Source organism: Bacillus sp. (in: firmicutes) (assembly GCA_017656295.1).
GTDB lineage: Bacteria > Bacillota > Bacilli > Bacillales > JACDOC01 > JACDOC01.
Window position 1 is genome coordinate 148,899 of the sequence record JACDOC010000004.1, and the last position, 17,186, is coordinate 166,084.

15 protein-coding genes and 2 pseudogenes are annotated in these 17,186 nt (G+C 38.5%); 4 read left to right on the plus strand and 13 right to left on the minus strand.

Annotation, left to right across the window (positions count from 1 at the left end; all coding sequences use genetic code 11):
- Window positions 1–255: 255 nt before the first annotated feature.
- Window positions 256–1,155: a fructosamine kinase family protein gene (locus H0Z31_06110; GenBank protein MBO8177018.1), complete on the plus strand. Its 900-nt coding sequence runs from the start codon at window positions 256–258 to the stop codon at window positions 1,153–1,155.
- A 17-nt stretch (window positions 1,156–1,172) separates the two neighbouring features.
- Here the strand turns inward: H0Z31_06110 and H0Z31_06115 are convergent, their stop codons facing one another.
- From H0Z31_06115 to H0Z31_06135, 5 genes are all read right to left on the minus strand, one after another.
- Window positions 1,173–1,637, minus strand: a complete 465-nt coding sequence (locus H0Z31_06115) for a DinB family protein (protein MBO8177019.1) — start codon at window positions 1,635–1,637, stop codon at window positions 1,173–1,175.
- A gap of 259 nt (window positions 1,638–1,896) precedes the next feature.
- Window positions 1,897–2,409, minus strand: coding sequence for a GNAT family N-acetyltransferase (locus H0Z31_06120; protein ID MBO8177020.1), 513 nt, complete (start codon window positions 2,407–2,409; stop codon window positions 1,897–1,899).
- A 267-nt stretch (window positions 2,410–2,676) separates the two neighbouring features.
- A complete protein-coding gene (locus H0Z31_06125; protein MBO8177021.1) occupies window positions 2,677–4,116 on the minus strand; it encodes a carbon starvation protein A in 1,440 nt (479 codons plus the stop codon).
- A 144-nt stretch (window positions 4,117–4,260) separates the two neighbouring features.
- Window positions 4,261–4,986, minus strand: coding sequence for a response regulator transcription factor (locus H0Z31_06130; GenBank protein ID MBO8177022.1), 726 nt, complete (start codon window positions 4,984–4,986; stop codon window positions 4,261–4,263).
- A gap of 6 nt (window positions 4,987–4,992) precedes the next feature.
- Entirely contained in the window at window positions 4,993–6,741 is a 1,749-nt protein-coding gene (locus H0Z31_06135) for a sensor histidine kinase (GenBank protein MBO8177023.1), read from the minus strand.
- A 295-nt stretch (window positions 6,742–7,036) separates the two neighbouring features.
- Here H0Z31_06135 and H0Z31_06140 point away from each other — a divergent pair, with 295 nt between their 5' ends.
- Window positions 7,037–7,597 (plus strand): GNAT family N-acetyltransferase, encoded by a 561-nt coding sequence (locus H0Z31_06140; GenBank protein MBO8177024.1) that lies wholly within the window; start codon window positions 7,037–7,039, stop codon window positions 7,595–7,597.
- Window positions 7,598–7,816: 219 nt separating this feature from the next.
- Here the strand turns inward: H0Z31_06140 and H0Z31_06145 are convergent, their stop codons facing one another.
- Window positions 7,817–8,185 (minus strand): nuclear transport factor 2 family protein, encoded by a 369-nt coding sequence (locus tag H0Z31_06145; protein MBO8177025.1) that lies wholly within the window; start codon window positions 8,183–8,185, stop codon window positions 7,817–7,819.
- A 225-nt stretch (window positions 8,186–8,410) separates the two neighbouring features.
- Window positions 8,411–8,800 carry a VOC family protein gene (locus tag H0Z31_06150; GenBank protein ID MBO8177026.1) on the minus strand — a complete coding sequence of 130 codons (390 nt, stop codon included), beginning with the start codon at window positions 8,798–8,800 and terminating at the stop codon, window positions 8,411–8,413.
- A gap of 304 nt (window positions 8,801–9,104) precedes the next feature.
- Between H0Z31_06150 and H0Z31_06155 the strand changes: the two genes are divergently transcribed.
- Window positions 9,105–10,244 carry an FAD-binding oxidoreductase gene (locus H0Z31_06155; protein ID MBO8177027.1) on the plus strand — a complete coding sequence of 380 codons (1,140 nt, stop codon included), beginning with the start codon at window positions 9,105–9,107 and terminating at the stop codon, window positions 10,242–10,244.
- Between the two features lie 476 nt (window positions 10,245–10,720).
- On the opposite strand, the pseudogene H0Z31_06160 reads toward H0Z31_06155, so the two are convergent.
- From H0Z31_06160 to H0Z31_06175, 4 genes and pseudogenes are all read right to left on the minus strand, one after another.
- Window positions 10,721–11,092: pseudogene (locus H0Z31_06160) on the minus strand (iron chaperone).
- 22 nt (window positions 11,093–11,114) lie between these two features.
- Window positions 11,115–11,486: an iron chaperone gene (locus tag H0Z31_06165; protein MBO8177028.1), complete on the minus strand. Its 372-nt coding sequence runs from the start codon at window positions 11,484–11,486 to the stop codon at window positions 11,115–11,117.
- Between the two features lie 736 nt (window positions 11,487–12,222).
- Complete coding sequence (locus H0Z31_06170; GenBank protein ID MBO8177029.1) at window positions 12,223–12,945, minus strand: metallophosphoesterase family protein; 723 nt, start codon at window positions 12,943–12,945, stop codon at window positions 12,223–12,225.
- A 57-nt stretch (window positions 12,946–13,002) separates the two neighbouring features.
- Window positions 13,003–13,947, minus strand: coding sequence for a DMT family transporter (locus H0Z31_06175; protein ID MBO8177030.1), 945 nt, complete (start codon window positions 13,945–13,947; stop codon window positions 13,003–13,005).
- Window positions 13,948–14,141: 194 nt separating this feature from the next.
- Between H0Z31_06175 and H0Z31_06180 the strand changes: the two genes are divergently transcribed.
- Complete coding sequence (locus H0Z31_06180) at window positions 14,142–14,627, plus strand: Lrp/AsnC family transcriptional regulator (GenBank protein ID MBO8177031.1); 486 nt, start codon at window positions 14,142–14,144, stop codon at window positions 14,625–14,627.
- Between the two features lie 200 nt (window positions 14,628–14,827).
- Here H0Z31_06180 and H0Z31_06185 read toward each other — a convergent pair whose 3' ends face one another.
- Window positions 14,828–15,370 (minus strand): GNAT family N-acetyltransferase, encoded by a 543-nt coding sequence (locus tag H0Z31_06185; GenBank protein ID MBO8177032.1) that lies wholly within the window; start codon window positions 15,368–15,370, stop codon window positions 14,828–14,830.
- Window positions 15,371–15,531: 161 nt separating this feature from the next.
- A pseudogene (locus tag H0Z31_06190) lies at window positions 15,532–17,066 on the minus strand (NAD(P)H-hydrate dehydratase).
- Between the last annotated feature and the right edge of the window lie 120 nt (window positions 17,067–17,186).

Below are 17,186 nucleotides of genomic sequence, written 5' to 3' on the forward strand. Positions count from 1 at the left end.
CTCTACAGAACTTTTCCTGTAGGGGAATATATTTTCTTAATCGTCTAGCTAATAGAGCGTGTTGCTGTAAAGTCTGTAATGATTCATTGTAATGGTTTTCGTGATGTGACTATAACAATTAAAACAATTGTTGAAAAGATTGCAATTATAGAAAAACAACATCATTCTTCCTTCCCCTATTTTTTGAACATAGAGGATTTGAATAATCAAAGGAAGAACTATATATAAAGCAGTTATTTACGAAGGGGAATAGGTATGATCAGATTACCAAAAGTATTCATAAAAAGCATCATCAATGTTCATAAAGAAAAAGGCGAAAAATGGTTAAGAGATTTTCAATCGCTCATTCATGAATGTGAGCAGCGTTGGCAATTGAGAATTTTGGACCCTTTTGAGTTATCGTATAATTTTGTTGCTCCTGCCATACGAAAAGACGGGACGCAAATGGTCATTAAGCTTGCCGTACCTGGAGAGGAGTTTCTTACTGAAGTAAAAGCGCTTCAATTATTTAAAGGTAATGGAATGGTTCAAATGTTGGATGTTGATAAAGAAAAAGGGATCTTGATTCTTGAACGGATACGTCCTGGTACGAATCTAGCTTCATTAGAAAATGATGAGGAAGCAACGACTTTTGCTTCCCAAGTGATGAAAAAGTTATGGATCCCTGCGCCAAAATATTCGAACCTTCCAACCATGGTACATAGAGAAAAGCAACTAATCCAGATTCTAAAGAATCACCCTCAAGGAATCGGTCCTATAACGGGTGAATGGCTTCAAGAAGCGGTTGAGACATTTCATTCTTTGAATGAATTGGGCAATCAACCTTTTTTACTTCATGGGGATTTGCATCATTACAACATTTTGCAGGATCGCCACAAATCTTGGATAGCGATTGATCCGAAAGGGTTAATTGGAGACAGAGAATACGATGTAATTCAATTTTTACTTAATAAACTACCTAGTGAACATTTGACAACAGTTATAGAGAGACGGATTGACATTTTGGTCCAAGAACTGAATTTAGACAAAAAAAGAATTTTATTATGGGGATTTGCCCATACGGTTCTTGCAACGTGTTGGTCCATTGAAGATCATGGGGATTATAACGAGACTTTTTTTCAGGCAATCCATGTTTTTAAACATTTAAATCAGTAAAATACGTTTTTTAAATTCTAACTTCTTAAGTCTCTTCCAATAAAATTAGCAGGGACAGGATTTAGATTTAATTCCCTTGCCCATACAGATAGTTGACCAATATGATGAATTTCGTGAGCAATGATATGATGTAAAATTTCTCTCCTTGTATACTTAATTTCATCCCAGGGAACTTTCACAGGTTCATCTTCTAAAGCATCTGAACATTCCTGTAAAAATTCCACTACCTCACTACGAAATGTATCTGAGAGAGAGTTAACTTTTTCAAGGGTATTATAATCATTAAACTGAACTACAACATCATCTTTTCCTTGAATGGCACGAATCCAACTATATTCCACATCAATTATGTGAAAGAGGGTATTTAAAATACTCCCTACTCCTCCAATTCGCTTCTTCAATAAATCTTCTGTAGTCAATTGTTTACACCATTCAAACCATTCATCTCTTACTTGCCAATTGTATTGAAAAAATTTTATCAATTTATTCACCACTTCATTTTTTCGTTTTATTATAATTTCAATTTAAACTTTCACTAACCTCCCCCGTTAGTCAAAAAGAAAATCAACAACATTCTTTGACAGAACCAAACAGAAAAAGGAGAACGAATGGATTCGTCATTAGGAAGAATCGTTCTCCTTTCTATTTATTCATCTTTTCCATTTTAAAAAAACTGCAGTTCCGTACATCCTAAGTCCATAACCATCTCTTATTTAAGAATGATTCATATCCGGCCATCATTCACGATATTAATTTTGCCATATAATATTCATCAACGAACTCACCGTTTATCAGTAACGAATCCTTTTTCGTCCCTTCGATTTGAAACCCCATTTTTTTATAAAGGGCGATGGCGGTTTCATTAGTTGCAACGACGGTAAGTTCTAATCGATGGAGACGTTGTTCTTTGGCCCATCTATCTAACGTAGTGAACAATTGAGTCCCGATTCCTTTCCCGCGATATTCTTGTAAAATACCAATGACTAAATAAGCAGTATGCTGATTTCTTCTGGCCATTCCACCAATTGCAAATAAATAGCCGACTAGTTTTCCGTTTACTTCAGCAACCAACATCGTCGAATTGTTTTGTTCTTTCATTTGTTCAATCCGGTTTCTTTGCTGCTCAGCTGTTAATTTTCGTTCATCCGCTTCAAACAACATAAACTCACTTTCCCGTTCGACTTGTAAAATGAGGTTGGTTAATGGCTCGGCATCTTCTACGTTTGCTTCTCGAATGAATAATTGATCTTCCATTAACGGTTCACCTACTCCATCCATTATTTTCTATCTACTACTTTACAATCAATGAATATTTCCATCTAGTAAAACTTTCCAAGACTGAAAATAAAAATTTTACCTAAAAAAGGCCTCCTTATGATAAGGAGACCCACAAAGCAATCAGGATAACGAATCCCATGAGGATTTTTAATAACATTGGTATTTGATCTTTTCCTTTTTCATTGATTCGGCATTCTTCCGCTTCGACAGCTTTTCGGTAATGGTTGTTACAACAGCCCATCTTTATGCCGCCTTTTCGAAATCATCATCCACAGAGGCAAGCTCATTTCGTTTATTACGTGCTGCTTTATAAAAAGCACCAATGATCCCAATCGTAAAGATGGCTGCAATGACATATGATAGATTTAGCGGAAGATTAAAACCGATTTTTGCATTTAAAATATACGTTGTTGTCGCCATCGTCATGAAAATGGCTGGAATCATGGCAATGAAATAGTTTTTCTTCGATAAAATGAGATACATCGCACCGATCCAAAGAGCGATTACTGCTGTAGATTGGTTGGCCCAAGAGAAATAGCGCCATAAAATCGTAAAATCCATTTTCGTTAACGCATAAGACATGGCAAATAACGGTAAAGCAATCCATAGACGGTTGGTAATTTTCTTCTGAGCCACTTTAAAATAATCGGCAATAATCATCCGGCAGCTGCGAAAAGCGGTATCTCCTGATGTAATTGGTAATATGATGACACCAATCACTGCCAGCGTACCTCCGATGGCTCCAAGCATACGTACTGCTACTTCATTAACGACGGCCGCCGGACCACCTGCTTGAATAATTTCATTTAATTCATTTCCGCTGAACAAGCTCATTGCTGCGGCTGCCCAAATCATCGCAATGATTCCTTCGGCGATCATCATGCCGTAGAAAATTTTACGACCATTTTGCTCGTTTTGCGTTGTACGAGAGATAATTGGTGATTGGGTTGCATGGAAACCAGAGAGTGCCCCGCACGAAATGGTTAAAAATAATAGCGGGAAAATCGGTACGTTATCTGGATGCATGTTGGTCAAGCTTATTTCTGGAATCGGTGCTCCAGTGACAATTAAGCCACCGCCAATACCAATCGCACTAACCAGTAAAAGGACTCCAAATAACGGATACACACGACCAATGACTTTATCGATCGGTAATAATGTCGCGACAATGTAGTAGACGAAAATAGCTCCTAGAATGATAGATAAGGCTACTTTTTGTTCTGCTAAATTATGAATGAGTGCTGCTGGTGCTTGAACAAACACCGTTCCAACTAGTAAAAGTAACAATACAGTAAACGCATTCACCACATGTTTCATTGCTTTTCCTAAAAATTTTCCTGCTAATTCAGGAACATGGGCTCCACGGTTTCGAATAGAAATCATCCCTGTTAAATAGTCATGCACGGCTCCGGCAAAAATTGCCCCAAAAACAATCCATAAAAACGCCACTGGACCGTATAAGGCACCTAAAATCGGTCCAAAAATAGGCCCAACTCCGGCGATATTTAACAATTGAATCATCGAATTTCGTTTAGTTCCCATCGGCAAGTAATCCACACCATCTTGCATCGTGTAAGCTGGTGTTTTCCGTTCTGCTTTTACACCAAATACTTTTTCGACATATTTCCCATAAGTAAAATAGCCGATGATTAAAAGCACAATGGAGACAATAAACGTAATCATCCACTTTTCCCCCTTTGTTTTGTATCCGCTTTCATTCTAGTGATAGTTTATAAGAATTGAATGAAAATTCGGGGGAATTTTGCGCATGATGTTCATATATGGGAATAAGATGCTCATATCCATGCATCAAATGTCACAAATTGTTCACAATTCTAATACCTCCCGCAATGCTTTTACATAATTACGGCTCACCGGAATATTTTCATGACAACCCGTTAATGCCACGTGGTATGCTCCATTGAACCACGGAATCAATTGTTCTACTTTCTCTATATTGACGAGATAACTTTTGTGTGTTCGAAAAAAAGGGCTTCCTTTTAATTTTTGTTCAAGCTCTTTTAATGAAACTTTTGTTTGGAATGTTTTATCCGTTGTCACAATTAAAGTATCTCGTTCTTCCCGGCAGCAATACAAAATATCTCTCGGTAACACATAGACAATCCCGTCTTCTACTTCGATCGCTAGCTTTCGAGATGATAGATCGGGATGATTCTCTCGTTTTTCTGAAAGATTTCGTATTAGGCGCATAACGGATTCCTGCACTTGTTCTTCATTAAACGGTTTTAATAAATAATCGATGGCCTCATATCGAAAGGCTTCCACTGCATAATTCGGATACGCTGTCGCAAATACAATATATGGAGGCTTTTTCATTTGTTGAAGCATTTTTGCCACATCTAACCCGGACAACTCGGCCATTTCGATATCTAAAAAAACGACATCTGGCTGAAGCTGAAACACTTTTTCAAAAACCGCCTCACCACAATCCGCTTCTCCGATTACCTCGATTTGAGAATGATGGTTTAACAAATGAATTAACTCTGCACGGCTTAATGGCTCATCATCGACAACTAATACGCGAATCTTCAATGGTGTCTACTCTCCTTTTACCACACTGTTTGGAATTCGTATTATCACTGTCGTCCCTTTTTCAAGCTCAGATACAATGGACATTTGGACATTTTCCCCTAGCAATAATTTCAATCGTTCATTGACATTATAAAGTCCAATTCCTCCCCCTTTCGCTGATGATACGGGTTGTTTTAGTAATGTAGCCACAGTCCTGTCATCCATCCCTTTTCCGTTATCTGAGACCGAAATGTGAACGTGACTTCCAACCGATTGAACCTTTACTTTTATTCGGCTCCCTTTTTTCATTGGTTTTAACCCGTGATTTACCGCATTTTCCACAAGTGGTTGCATCGTCAATGTCGGTAAAGCTAATTGTTCAAAACCTTCCTCAATCTCATATTCAACTTGCAGCTTGTCTTGGAAACGAGCTTGAACGATTGTTAAATAGGCTTTTACATGCTTTAGCTCTTCATCTAATGTAGATAACAATTCCGTCGAGCTGCCTAAATTTTTGCGAAAATATTGGGCCAATGAAAGGAGCAGTTGACGTGCTTGATTCGGATCGATTCGAATACAAGACACAATCGTATTTAAGGCATTAAATAAAAAATGCGGCTGAACTTGGGCGTGCAACGCTTTAATTTCTGCATCTTTCATTAATTGGTAGTACTTTTCGGCCTCCGCAATTTCCAACTGTAAACTTAATAACGATGACAATCCTTTCACAAATTCAAAAGCAACCGATGATAAATCTGCTTCCGATTGAAAATAAAACTTTAACGTTCCGACGGTTTCGTCTTTCCTTTTTAACGGAGCAATTATAGCTTTTTGTAACGGACAATGTTCGTGGTGACAAACGACGCGTTCACGTACGACAAGCATCTCCCCTGTGTCTATGACGATCCGGGTTGTATCGGTTTGAATCGGCTGGTCAGTAAAATGATGATCAGCCCCTGCACCGACATGAGCCAAAATTCGCTCACGATCGGTCACGGCCACAGCTACGGATGGCACTTCTCTGATAAATAGTTCACAAATAGCTTTCGCTGATGCAGGATTTAATCCATTTCGCAAGTGACTGACGGTTGCTTCCGCTAAACGCATCGCTTTTTCGGCATGCAACGCCCCCACTTTTTCTTCTTCTTGTAACACACTTCGAATGACAAGGATGAAAATAGCGCATCCAATCCCGTTGGCGATTATCATTGGAATACCGATTTTCTCAACCAAGGCCCATGCCTGTTCGAACGGTTTAGCGGTTAATAAGATAACGAGCATTTGTAATGCTTCGGCACTCATACCAATATAGAGAGCGGAAGAAGATGATAACGCAAATGGTTTTTGCCTTCCCTTGGTTACAATTCCTGCCAACAAACCTGCAATCATCGTTGATACTCCACATGCAACTGCGGTAAATCCACCGAGAAACAGGCGGTGTCCCCCAGCAATGATTCCAGCACCTAATCCTACACGCCAACCACCTAAAAGACCCGCAATAACAACACCAATGACGCGAGAATTAGCAATCGCTTCTTCTTCTTGTAAAAATCCAGCTCCTTTAGAAAACTCCGCCGTTTCTGCGTGAATCGTTAATCCCGTGTAGGTCCCAATAATTCCGAACAGACCAAAAATAATCATAAATAGAAATCGTTGTATACTATTTAACTCCTGTTGGAAAATCAGCTTTCTAAAATACGGAAGTCTCGTAAGCAAAAAGGCGATCATTACGATTATCGCTAGTCGTTCAAACAACGAAAGCAGTAACTGCCACACATGTATTCCCTCAACTTTCAGAAATTGTACAAAAAAGATCCCGCAACACATAGTCGTGCCACGGGTTTATTTCTCTTTTTCCAGCTAACGATTCGCTACTTCTATTATATTACTTGTTTGATAGGAGATAAAGAATGAAGTCGTTTTGGAGCTCACGTCATATTTTGGCTAATCTTTATCGGACTTTTTCATGGTGGCTAGTAAAAGAACCGATTAGTCTCATACTTTCATAGTAATCTTTCAATTTTGAAAAATTTGTTTATAATAGTAGTAATTAACAATCAGGAGGTTGAACATGGACATCGAAAAAATTTACGGAAATCTTCCTACTTTAGAAACGGAACGTCTACTTTTACGCAAAATTACGTTAGACGATGTGGAGGCAATGTTTTCGTATGCCTCAAACGATGAAGTGACGAAGTATGTGACTTGGGATACGCATCGCTCCCTTGCGGATACGAAACAATACATCGATTTCGTTTTAAGCCAATACGAAAATAAACAGATTGCACCATGGGGAATTGAATCGAAAGAAACAAAAAAATTCATCGGAACGATAGATTTTGTTTGGTGGCAACCCGCCCATCAAAAAGCGGAAATCGGCTACGTCATTTCCGATAAATACTGGGGAAAAGGAATTGCCACTGAAGCTTCGAAAAAACTCATACAATTTGGCTTTGAAGAAATGGATCTTGTTCGCATTCAAGCAATATGTTTCGTTGAAAATACAGCATCTGCTCGGGTAATGGAAAAAGTAGGAATGACATTTGAAGGCATTTTACGTAAAGCGATGTTTGTGAAAGGGAAGCATCGGGATTTAAAGATGTATTCTATCATTAAAAGCGATATACGTTAATTATTTATAATAATTCGTTCCTTAAACAATTCAATTAACAAGGTAATTAGTCAATACAATTAGCACAAAATAACGATAAAAATCGTAACTAAAGAGCTATGGTCTGAACCCTATTTTGTCTGCAGCCTGAAACGCTCAGATTTTCATTCTGAGCGTTTTTAATATCCATTTTACTGTTTCTTGTTTCACTAACGCATCTATTAGCATTAACTGTAATATTTATTTAAGACCGCTTAAATGTTCATGAATTAACTTCCATTCTCCTTTTTCGTTCTTTACGAACACATTAGTGGCTCTTCCACTCCCCGAAACAAATTCTCCGTTATGATAACCTTCATATTGATATGTATAAGTACAAGTTGCAGAATTTTCGTCAACGGTTAACCAATGTACATTGTTTGCAGTATAAACTTCTTCTTTAATGGTGTCCCAAGCATTTTCAAAATATTTTTGGATTTCTTGCATCGTTGTACATGTTTTATCTGTAAACCAAAAAATAGCATTTTCATGTAATACTTTTTTCACATTGTTGAAATCATGAGTATTCGTTGCCTCTATGTATTGTTGTAATACTTTTTTATAATCCATTTATTTAAGCCTCCTTAACAACTATTGTTTAAATTTTCATGTTATTTAAATTTCTTCCTGATTAGTATCTAAAGCGTTATTCAATCAAAGTTTTAGACTTTTTATCGGAAATACCTAATCTTTGAACAGAGGTAAGATAAATTCCTCACCAAAATAACAATCATTCTAGTATATAAATTAGCAATCGTTTTGACAAGTTAATTTTTATAAGCACAGTCAAAAAATTTAATCAGACGGTGCTACTAATTCAACCTTAATCCTGTCTGGATCTTCAAAATAGACAGCGTAATGATTTTCACCTCCAGCATAAGGGTGTTTATCAAGGTATAGAATATTTATTCCTTTTTCTTGTAATTTTTCGGTAATTTCATCAACTTGTTTCTTAGATTTTGCATAAAAAGCTAAATGATTAAGACCTACTCTGCATCGATGATATGGAATATCCAGAAAACGTTCTTCTACTTGAACAAAGACGATATAAGTATTTCTGTATTTCCAACTGATTCCAGATTCCCATTTCTGATATTGCTCATACCCAAGTTCTGTTAACAACCAATTCCAAAATTTTATTGTTTCCGATAGGTTGGACACATAAATTTCAATATGATGTAGCATGTCATGTCCTCTCAATTACAATTTTATGTAATAAATGTTAATATCTTTATTTTAGAACATCAGTTGTGGAATATAAATATAAAAAAATAATTAACAGAACCAATCATCAAGGATTTGAAACCATTTGTACCTTAAAAGTGATTTATGCACCACCTTTTTTCTTCTCCAACCCCCTCCCTCTCTTCCCAGACGGTGAATCCCTACGATTAAAATGAACTTTTCAAATATAACTCGTCTATTGGATATTTAATAATCTATGTTATGCTTATAATGGTAAAAATCTAAACAGAAAAGGTGCATAGCAATGAAGTCATTCATCGTCGTTGGAGGCGGAATTTTAGGTGCATCTACCGCTTATCATTTAGTGAAAGAAGGTGCGTCGGTCACCTTAATTGACCGAAACGACAAAGGACAAGCAACGGAGGCCGCAGCAGGCATTGTTTGTCCGTGGCTTTCGCAACGTCGAAATAAAAAATGGTATCGCTTAGTAAAAGGCGGAGCCAAATTTTATCCATCCTTCATTGAGGAGCTTCAATCGTACGGTGCAACCGATACAGGCTATGAACGAGTTGGGGTTCTCTGTCTTCATACTGATGAAGAAAAGCTGCAAAAAATTGAAGAAAGAGCCTACACACGTCGGAAAGATGCCCCAGAAATAGGCGAAATTACGAGATTGTCAGCAGAGGAAACAAAAGCGCTATTTCCTGCCTTAGCGGATGAGTATCAATCGATTCACGTTACCGGGGCTGCCCGCGTCAATGGATGCGCCCTTCGCGATTCGCTTGTAAAAGTCGCTCAACAATTGGGGGCTACTTATATTCAAGGAAGTGCCAGCCTCCTATATGATGGGACTCATGTCACTGGTGTAGAAGTGAACGGAAAACAGATGGAAGCTGATGCGGTCATTGTAACAGCAGGTGCTTGGTCAAAAGAAATTTTACTGCCGCTAGGGATCGAGTTTTTAGTCACACCGCAACGAGCTCAAATTGTTCAGCTCGACCGGCCTGAAAAGGATTCGGACCATTGGCCTGTCGTGATGCCACCGAATAACCAATATTTATTGACCTTTCGAGGTGGCCGTGTAGTAGTTGGAGCTACCTATGAAGATGGCGTCGGCTTTGACTATCGCGTAACGGCTGGTGGTTTACATGAGGTCATCCATAAAGCGTTAACGGTAGCTCCAGGATTAGAAAATTGTACGCACGTCGAAACAAAAGTTGGGTTCCGTCCATATACTCCTGGTTTTCTACCAGTATTTGGGCCACTTCCAGGATTTACGGGCATCTATGTCGGGAATGGTCTAGGCGCGACTGGACTTACAGCAGGTCCTTACTTAGGATCTGAGTTAGCGAAACTTGTTCTCGGACAACCGACGGAATTAGATCCAAACGAATATCATGTGGGTGAAGCGATTGCTGCAAAAGATGAGACGGAAGAAAGCTGAGGAATTTTCCTTAACTGGTTCACTTACGAGAGAAAACACGAATCTATTATCAGACCAATTCGTATAGGAATTGGTCTTTTTATTTTTATTAATATTACAGCATTTGTTAAATGGTGGTTATTTTTGTGTGGGATGTGATTTACTTCAGATCAATCACCCTGTTGTCAATATAGGATAATTTTAGAAAATTTTAGAATTTAATGATAATATGTTTGTAAAGGTCGGTTAACTAAAAACAATTAAGTTTCACTCTACCACTAAAGGGCCATTTTCTGGAATAAGTAAGAGAATTATTTTCTTAGCTTCTGTAATAATTTACACTTATTAAAAAAGGGCGCACACCAAACTTTGACATTCGCCATATCAGGGCGTCCCCAACAAGAGTGTTGGGGCATGTAAAAGCGTGAGGCATAGTTTTGCATAGCTATCAACTACTTAAAGCCTCTGAAAAGCCCTAAGAAGCCCTTACAGTTTTTCTATTTCCGCCAAAAAGTTGAACAGTCAGTCTTATCCTTGATATTAAATTCAATTATCTTCTCTAGCAATTCGTAATTTACCGGCTCATTCCACGGAATTCGAAACAAGCCTTTGGTAGCGCTGTAGCCAGCTTGGGCGATTTCATCGGCAAAATGTACCATTGTCTCTTCTTCGGGTGAAACGCTCAAATGATGTTTCGCTGTGGAGAAGCCGATGATAAATGTGCCGTGATCGGTAAACATTGGCGTATTCCACTTGATTTGCGGTTCCAAATTTGGGAATTTATTAGCAACCTACGCCAAAATTTCCTCTGTTCGGTCGCGGTGGTCGGGGTTATCGATACCTGCTAAATATTTTGCAAAAACTTCCATGTCTTCCTCCTTCGATATTATGCTATCTCCGCCAAAAATTCGAATTCTCAGCCTTATCCTTGATATTAAATTCAATTATCTTCTCTAGCAATTCGTAATTAACTGGTTCAGTCCATTGAATTCGGAACAAGCGTGAAGAAGCGCTGTAGCCAGCTTGGGCGATTTCATCGGCAAAATGCACCATTGTCTCTTCTTCGGGTAAAATGCTCAAATGATTCTTTGCTGCGGCAAACATAATGATGTATGTGCCGTGATCGGTAAACGTGGGTTTGTTCCACTTGATTTGCGGTTCCAGGTTTGGAAATTTCTTAGTTACCCAAGTCAAAACTTCTTCCGTTCTGGACCGATGTTGCGGGTTATCAATATGCGCTAAATATTCTGCAAAAACTTCCATATTGTTCCCTCCTAAAATAAAAAATTATGTCGTTCAGAGAAATTCCTCAATTCCATTCGTCGTTAAAACTCCTCACAGAACCGTTCAGACACGTTCTTAAACAACACCTATTTCCAACTATATATTTAGTCAAAATGGCTTAAAACGCAAATTAGAGGCTTTAAAAAGTATCTGACTTGTATCGCCAGCGATAGCTGGTCAGTCTAAAAGTATATTACTACATGTCATCTATAGCTACATAGCATAAATCCTTATTTTAAATTTTCAACTTTGCAACGCACTCATCTTTATTTTGTTCCCAAGCAACCTAAATTTCCTTTATTTTCTTCCCTTTAAGACCATCTAACCTTATTTATGGTCATTTATTATTTGAGATGGTTCAGTATAGAATTTAGGATTATAATTTTTTATTCCTAACATATAAATCACCTATTGTTTAAGTTCGTATTAATTAATGATTTTATCATTCCTTCTTCAACTACTTACCCGTTATCCATCCATGCCTCACGTTGCGTCACCACAGATTATAGAAAAAATTCTGTTCTTACATGAGAGTGATAAAAAATTAGTCATCGTTTATTTTAGTGATAATTTCTATTCCGTCTATTTCAGTTATCGTCAAGTGTTTTGCACTTCCGACTGAATGTTTTGCACTTCTCGCCACTTGTTTTGCAGTTTTATAAGAAAGCAGCAAATAAAAAAACAGGAGTCCCCCCCTGCTTCTATCATTAAATGATTATTCTACTCCATAAAATACTTTTAAAATAAATTCCCGTTGAGGTACTTGGAGTCGCTCAAACGATGCTATAAAGTCGGTATTGTCGTAAGGGATTTCTTTTAATTGAACTGTAACTTGACGGTTTTGGTGGACCTCTACTATTCCATATCTAGCATACGGTTGATGATGACACCCTAAGGCACCTGGATTAAGGTAAAGCCGCTTGTTCGTTTGAAAATGATGAACAGGATGATGGTGTCCGAAACAAACGACGTCATATGGTGTGCCGTCGTACATGGTGTCTAGTTTTTCACCAGATGGATCTGGGTCAATACGTTTGATTTGACCATCCGACTTTAAGTGATAATGCACAAAAAGAAAATTTTTCCCGAAAACATCGACTTCTAACATTTGTGGCAGTTCCATAAGTTTTGGGATAAAGCTTTTATCCAATTGGGATGCTACCCATTCATGATGCGACCTGGCGTGCTCATGTCCTGGTAATGGACCTTTTCCTTGAATGATTGATAAAACGGCCTCATCATGATTCCCTTTTACAAAAGCAATATCCCCTCGATAAAACAACATATCTAATACTTCATTTGTATTTGGACCAATGGCTATTAAGTCTCCTAAGCAATAAAGATGATCCACGCCTTCCCTCTCGATGTCTGCCAAAGCGGCTTGTAAGGCTGGAGCATTCCCATGGATATCCGTAATAATGGCAAGCTTCATCGACATATGGATCTCCTACTCCTTTTCAGAAGCATTGTTCACCTATTTACTTTAGCAAAATTTTCACAAATTGGCATCTATGTTCCTCGGACGATTCGTCAGATGAAAGGACATCTTCTTTTTTCCTTTGATCAGCTGTTTATTTTTCCATTGTGAAAAGAAATAACATCCGATTATGACGATTGCAGCCCCCACCAATTGAACATTGGTCATTTGTCCCCCCAAAAATATGTAGGCTAAAAACGAAGTAAATACAGGGTTAAAGTTCATAAAAATGCCTGCAGCTGTTGCTCCTAAGTGTTTGACACCAACGCTCCAGAGCACCATGCAAACAACGGTTGAAACCACTCCAGTGTATAAAATCGCACTTACAAATTCCCCGTTTACATTTGTTACTGAAAAGGTTGGGGCATTCAATGGAATCAGTATGATGAGCCCAAAAATTCCCGCGTACAAAGTAGCCAAGAGCGGTGAGACCTTCGTTGTTGCCCACTTGCTGCAAACCGAATAAAGTCCCCATACCCCCACAGCAGCCAACATGATTACATCTCCTTTGTTGAATTGAAAAGATACGAGCATATCGACATTCCCTTTCGTCAACACAAGGAGAACCCCAAAAAAGGAAAACATCATCGCGGTGATTTGAAGAAACGTGATCTTTTCTTTTAAAAAAAACGATGAAAAAACAGCTATTGATATCGCATTTAACGTGGTAATCAATCCTACGTTCGTCGCGGTTGTATGTTTTACCGCTAAAAATTGAAATAGGTTAAATAAAACAACCCCTGTTAGTCCCATGAAAAATAACGGTAACCACGCTTCTTTCGGTGGTATCATTTTCTTTTCCTTCCACCAAACGATTGGGATTAAACAAATGACGGCAATGATCCATCGTAAACTCGTTAAGGTCATGGGCGAAGCGTGTTCGACTATTAATTTAGAAACAACGAAATTCCCTGCCCATAAAAAGCTCGTAACCAGCAATAACAGATAATAAACGTAGGTCATGCTCTTCTCCCCTGTTCCCCTCTTCAGATTTATTAATAATATTAACACTGTTCATACTCTTACAAAATATTATTTTGTATTATATAATTACTTTAAAATAATCAAAAGTTCATCTTATCATTTATTAAATTTTCTTCATTATCTAACGTAAAATGAACCATTTTTTGAAATAATCGAAAGAGGAGGGACCATGGGTGAGCTCTCACGTTCGAAAAGGATTAGATGAAGTTGATCTACAAATCTTACATGTGTTACAAACAAACGCCCAAATCAGTAATGCCGAGCTGGCACGTCAAGTGAATTTATCTCCTCCAGCGACGCATACACGTGTGAAACGGTTAGAAAACGAAGGGTATATCGATCGCCAAGTCGTTATTTTGAATCAAGAAAAGCTAGGGTTTAACCTACTATGCTTTATTTTTATTAGTACGAACTTTCATCAAGCAGAAAAACTCGAAGTATTGGAAAACGCCTTTGCGGCTATGCCAGAAGTGCTTGAGTGTCACTGTTTGACCGGAGAGTATGATTATGTATTAAAAGTCGCCATCAAAGACCGAAACGATTTAGAAGCCTTTATTCGTAAGCTGAATAGCCTGGGGATTACAAGAATTCAAACGAGTCTTTCGTTACGTGAAGTGAAGTATTCCACGGCTTTACCGATTATGGAAGAGGAAGAATAAAATGGTGGAGATTCGACTAACGGGTTCACTTTGGGAAGGGAAAAATGTTAAAAAACACATTTAACCCAACAATAACAATATAAATCGCAAAGAAAAACGCTCGAATTTTTTTCCGAGCGTTACTCTTTCTTCTTATTGGGTTAACGTACTCGATGATGGATTCCTTAAGTTACATTATATTTTCTAGCTTTGGTTATAGATTACATGAAATTAATTTCCGTTCTTAACAAAGAGTAAACGTATGTATCATATGGAACACCATTTTGATACATATAATTTCTCAGAACCCCTTCTTTTTGAAAGCCTAATTTTGTTAGTAATTCATTGGATGCTTTATTTTCAATGAAAACTATTGCTCCAATCCGCGTTAAATCTAGTTCTTTAAATCCATATGATATGACTTCAGAAACAGCTTCAGTTGCATATCCTTTCCGCCAATATTCTGGATGAAGTTCATAGCCTATCTCGGCTCTCTTATGTTTAGGAGACCAAGCGTTAAATCCGACCGTTCCTATCATTCCTTTCCTACCTTTTATTTCGATTCCCCATCTAATGCCACGTTTTTCTTTGTAGTTCTTTGCAAAAAACTCAACCAATTCTTTCGCTTGTTCGATGCTTGTTAAAGGGTCTAGTCCATAATAACGTGTCACATCGTTATTAGAAAAGCAATCATAAATACTTTGAGCATCTTCTTTCACAATTTCTCTCAATAGCAGTCTTTCAGTTTCTATTATTGGAAACATTCTCTTACTCCCTTTTTGGTAATAAAGTTCAAATGACCCCTTACTTTCTTTAATAAACTCAACCTAATAATTGAATATCCATTACAAAAATATCAACATAAAATTCCATATAATTGTGTTATTCTCCTACAAGTAAACCTATTACTGACTGCCACCTTATTTCACGAATGTTTCTTTTGATATAGGTCATAAAGAGTTTTGGGAATGGCGTCAATGACATCCGATGCGAGGACATCCAGCGGGGAATGGTTAGATTGAACGAGCTCATCAGCTGCTTTCCCGTGCACATATATCGCATTGCAAATCGCTTCATGCACATGTTGATGCTGCATTAAGAACGCTACTATCATCCCGGTTAACACATCCCCGCTTCCCCCTTTAGCGAGCGCTGGATTACCGGTTGTGTTCACGAATTGCTCTCCCTCTGGTGTTGTAATAATCGTATAAGGACCTTTTAACACGAGATATACTCCGTATTCAGTTGCAAACTGTTTCGCTATTCCGAACCGATTGTTTTCTACTTCATTTACTGATATGTCCATCATTCTCGCCATTTCGCCAGGATGAGGCGTGAGTACGGTAACGGCCGTTCGATGTTGAACAAGAGACTCATAGTCCTTCCAAAAATATAAGGCATCGGCATCGAGGACGACTGGAATCTCTTGTTCTAGCACAGTTTTTACAATCTGTTTGGTTCCTGCTGTTCTTCCCATGCCTGGACCAATGGCTGCAGCATCCAAATCGAAGTTCGATAAATCAATCTCTCCACGGAAGTGACCGTTTTCCGATGGACATGGGTGTACATGACTTCTGGTACATACGTAGCCGCCACAGAAGAGATATCATCAGGAATCGCCATCGTCAATAATCCAGCACCGCTCCGTAAAGCGGCTTTTGCAGTCATCGTAATGGCCCCGCTCATGTTCCGAGAACCACCAATAACCATTCCTTTCCCAAACGTCCCCTTATGGGAAAAACGTGGCCTTCTTGGTAATGTTATCACCACATCGTTTTCTGTCCAACATTTCCTGTACGCTGCCCTTTTATCGATCGCGATGGGAGGAATTCCGATATCAACCGTGATCACTTCTCCATAAAAATCGGCTGTTGGATATAGGTAGGCACTAAGTTTTGGTGACTGAATTGTGATCGTTTCGTCCGCTTGAATGGCAGTGTCTACAGCTCCCCCGTCTGCCGGGATTCCACTTGGGATATCGATTGCATATACGGATGGCGTCTCCAGTTTGTTGACCATCTCTATGATTTCTTTATAAGGCGAACGCAATGGACCTTTCACGCCAATTCCGAGCATTGCGTCAATGATGACATCATAGCAACACAATTGTTGATGAAAACGTTCCTCATTTCCAACATAATGATTTACTTCGTACCCCGACCGTTCATAAATGGTTAGCGCTTGTTTTGCGGCACCTTTTAGTTTTTCTTTTGGTGGAATTAACCATAAATCGGTTATGTATCCGAAGCTTTTTAACACGCGGGCCACGACAAATCCGTCGCCCCCATTGTTTCCGATTCCAGCAATAACAGCGATTCGGTGATGATGGGAGAGTTTATGTAACAACACCTTGGCCACTGCTTGTCCGGCGTTTTCCATTAACGATTCTTCGCTTATTCCGATGTGCTCGATCGTATATCGATCAATGGCATACATTTCCTCAGCTGTTACGATGCGCATACTATTCACCTCGAAAACTTTTTCTATCCATATTATAGAAAATTTTGGTCCTGTTTTCTTTACTCATCAAAAAAAGCTGACCCCATTCGAGCGTCCATCTCATCATCTTTCATAAGATGG

Coding starts and splice junctions, on each gene's coding strand:
- H0Z31_06110 (MBO8177018.1), top strand. CDS start 256: ATGATCAGATTACCAAAAGTATTCATAAAAAGCATCATCAATGTTCAT.
- H0Z31_06185 (MBO8177032.1), bottom strand. CDS start 15,370: ATGTTTCCAATAATAGAAACTGAAAGACTGCTATTGAGAGAAATTGTG.
- H0Z31_06155 (MBO8177027.1), top strand. CDS start 9,105: ATGAAGTCATTCATCGTCGTTGGAGGCGGAATTTTAGGTGCATCTACC.
- H0Z31_06175 (MBO8177030.1), bottom strand. CDS start 13,947: ATGACCTACGTTTATTATCTGTTATTGCTGGTTACGAGCTTTTTATGG.
- H0Z31_06140 (MBO8177024.1), top strand. CDS start 7,037: ATGGACATCGAAAAAATTTACGGAAATCTTCCTACTTTAGAAACGGAA.
- H0Z31_06145 (MBO8177025.1), bottom strand. CDS start 8,185: ATGGATTATAAAAAAGTATTACAACAATACATAGAGGCAACGAATACT.
- H0Z31_06125 (MBO8177021.1), bottom strand. CDS start 4,116: ATGATTACGTTTATTGTCTCCATTGTGCTTTTAATCATCGGCTATTTT.
- H0Z31_06170 (MBO8177029.1), bottom strand. CDS start 12,945: ATGTCGATGAAGCTTGCCATTATTACGGATATCCATGGGAATGCTCCA.
- H0Z31_06120 (MBO8177020.1), bottom strand. CDS start 2,409: ATGGAAGATCAATTATTCATTCGAGAAGCAAACGTAGAAGATGCCGAG.
- H0Z31_06150 (MBO8177026.1), bottom strand. CDS start 8,800: ATGCTACATCATATTGAAATTTATGTGTCCAACCTATCGGAAACAATA.
- H0Z31_06165 (MBO8177028.1), bottom strand. CDS start 11,486: ATGGAAGTTTTTGCAGAATATTTAGCGCATATTGATAACCCGCAACAT.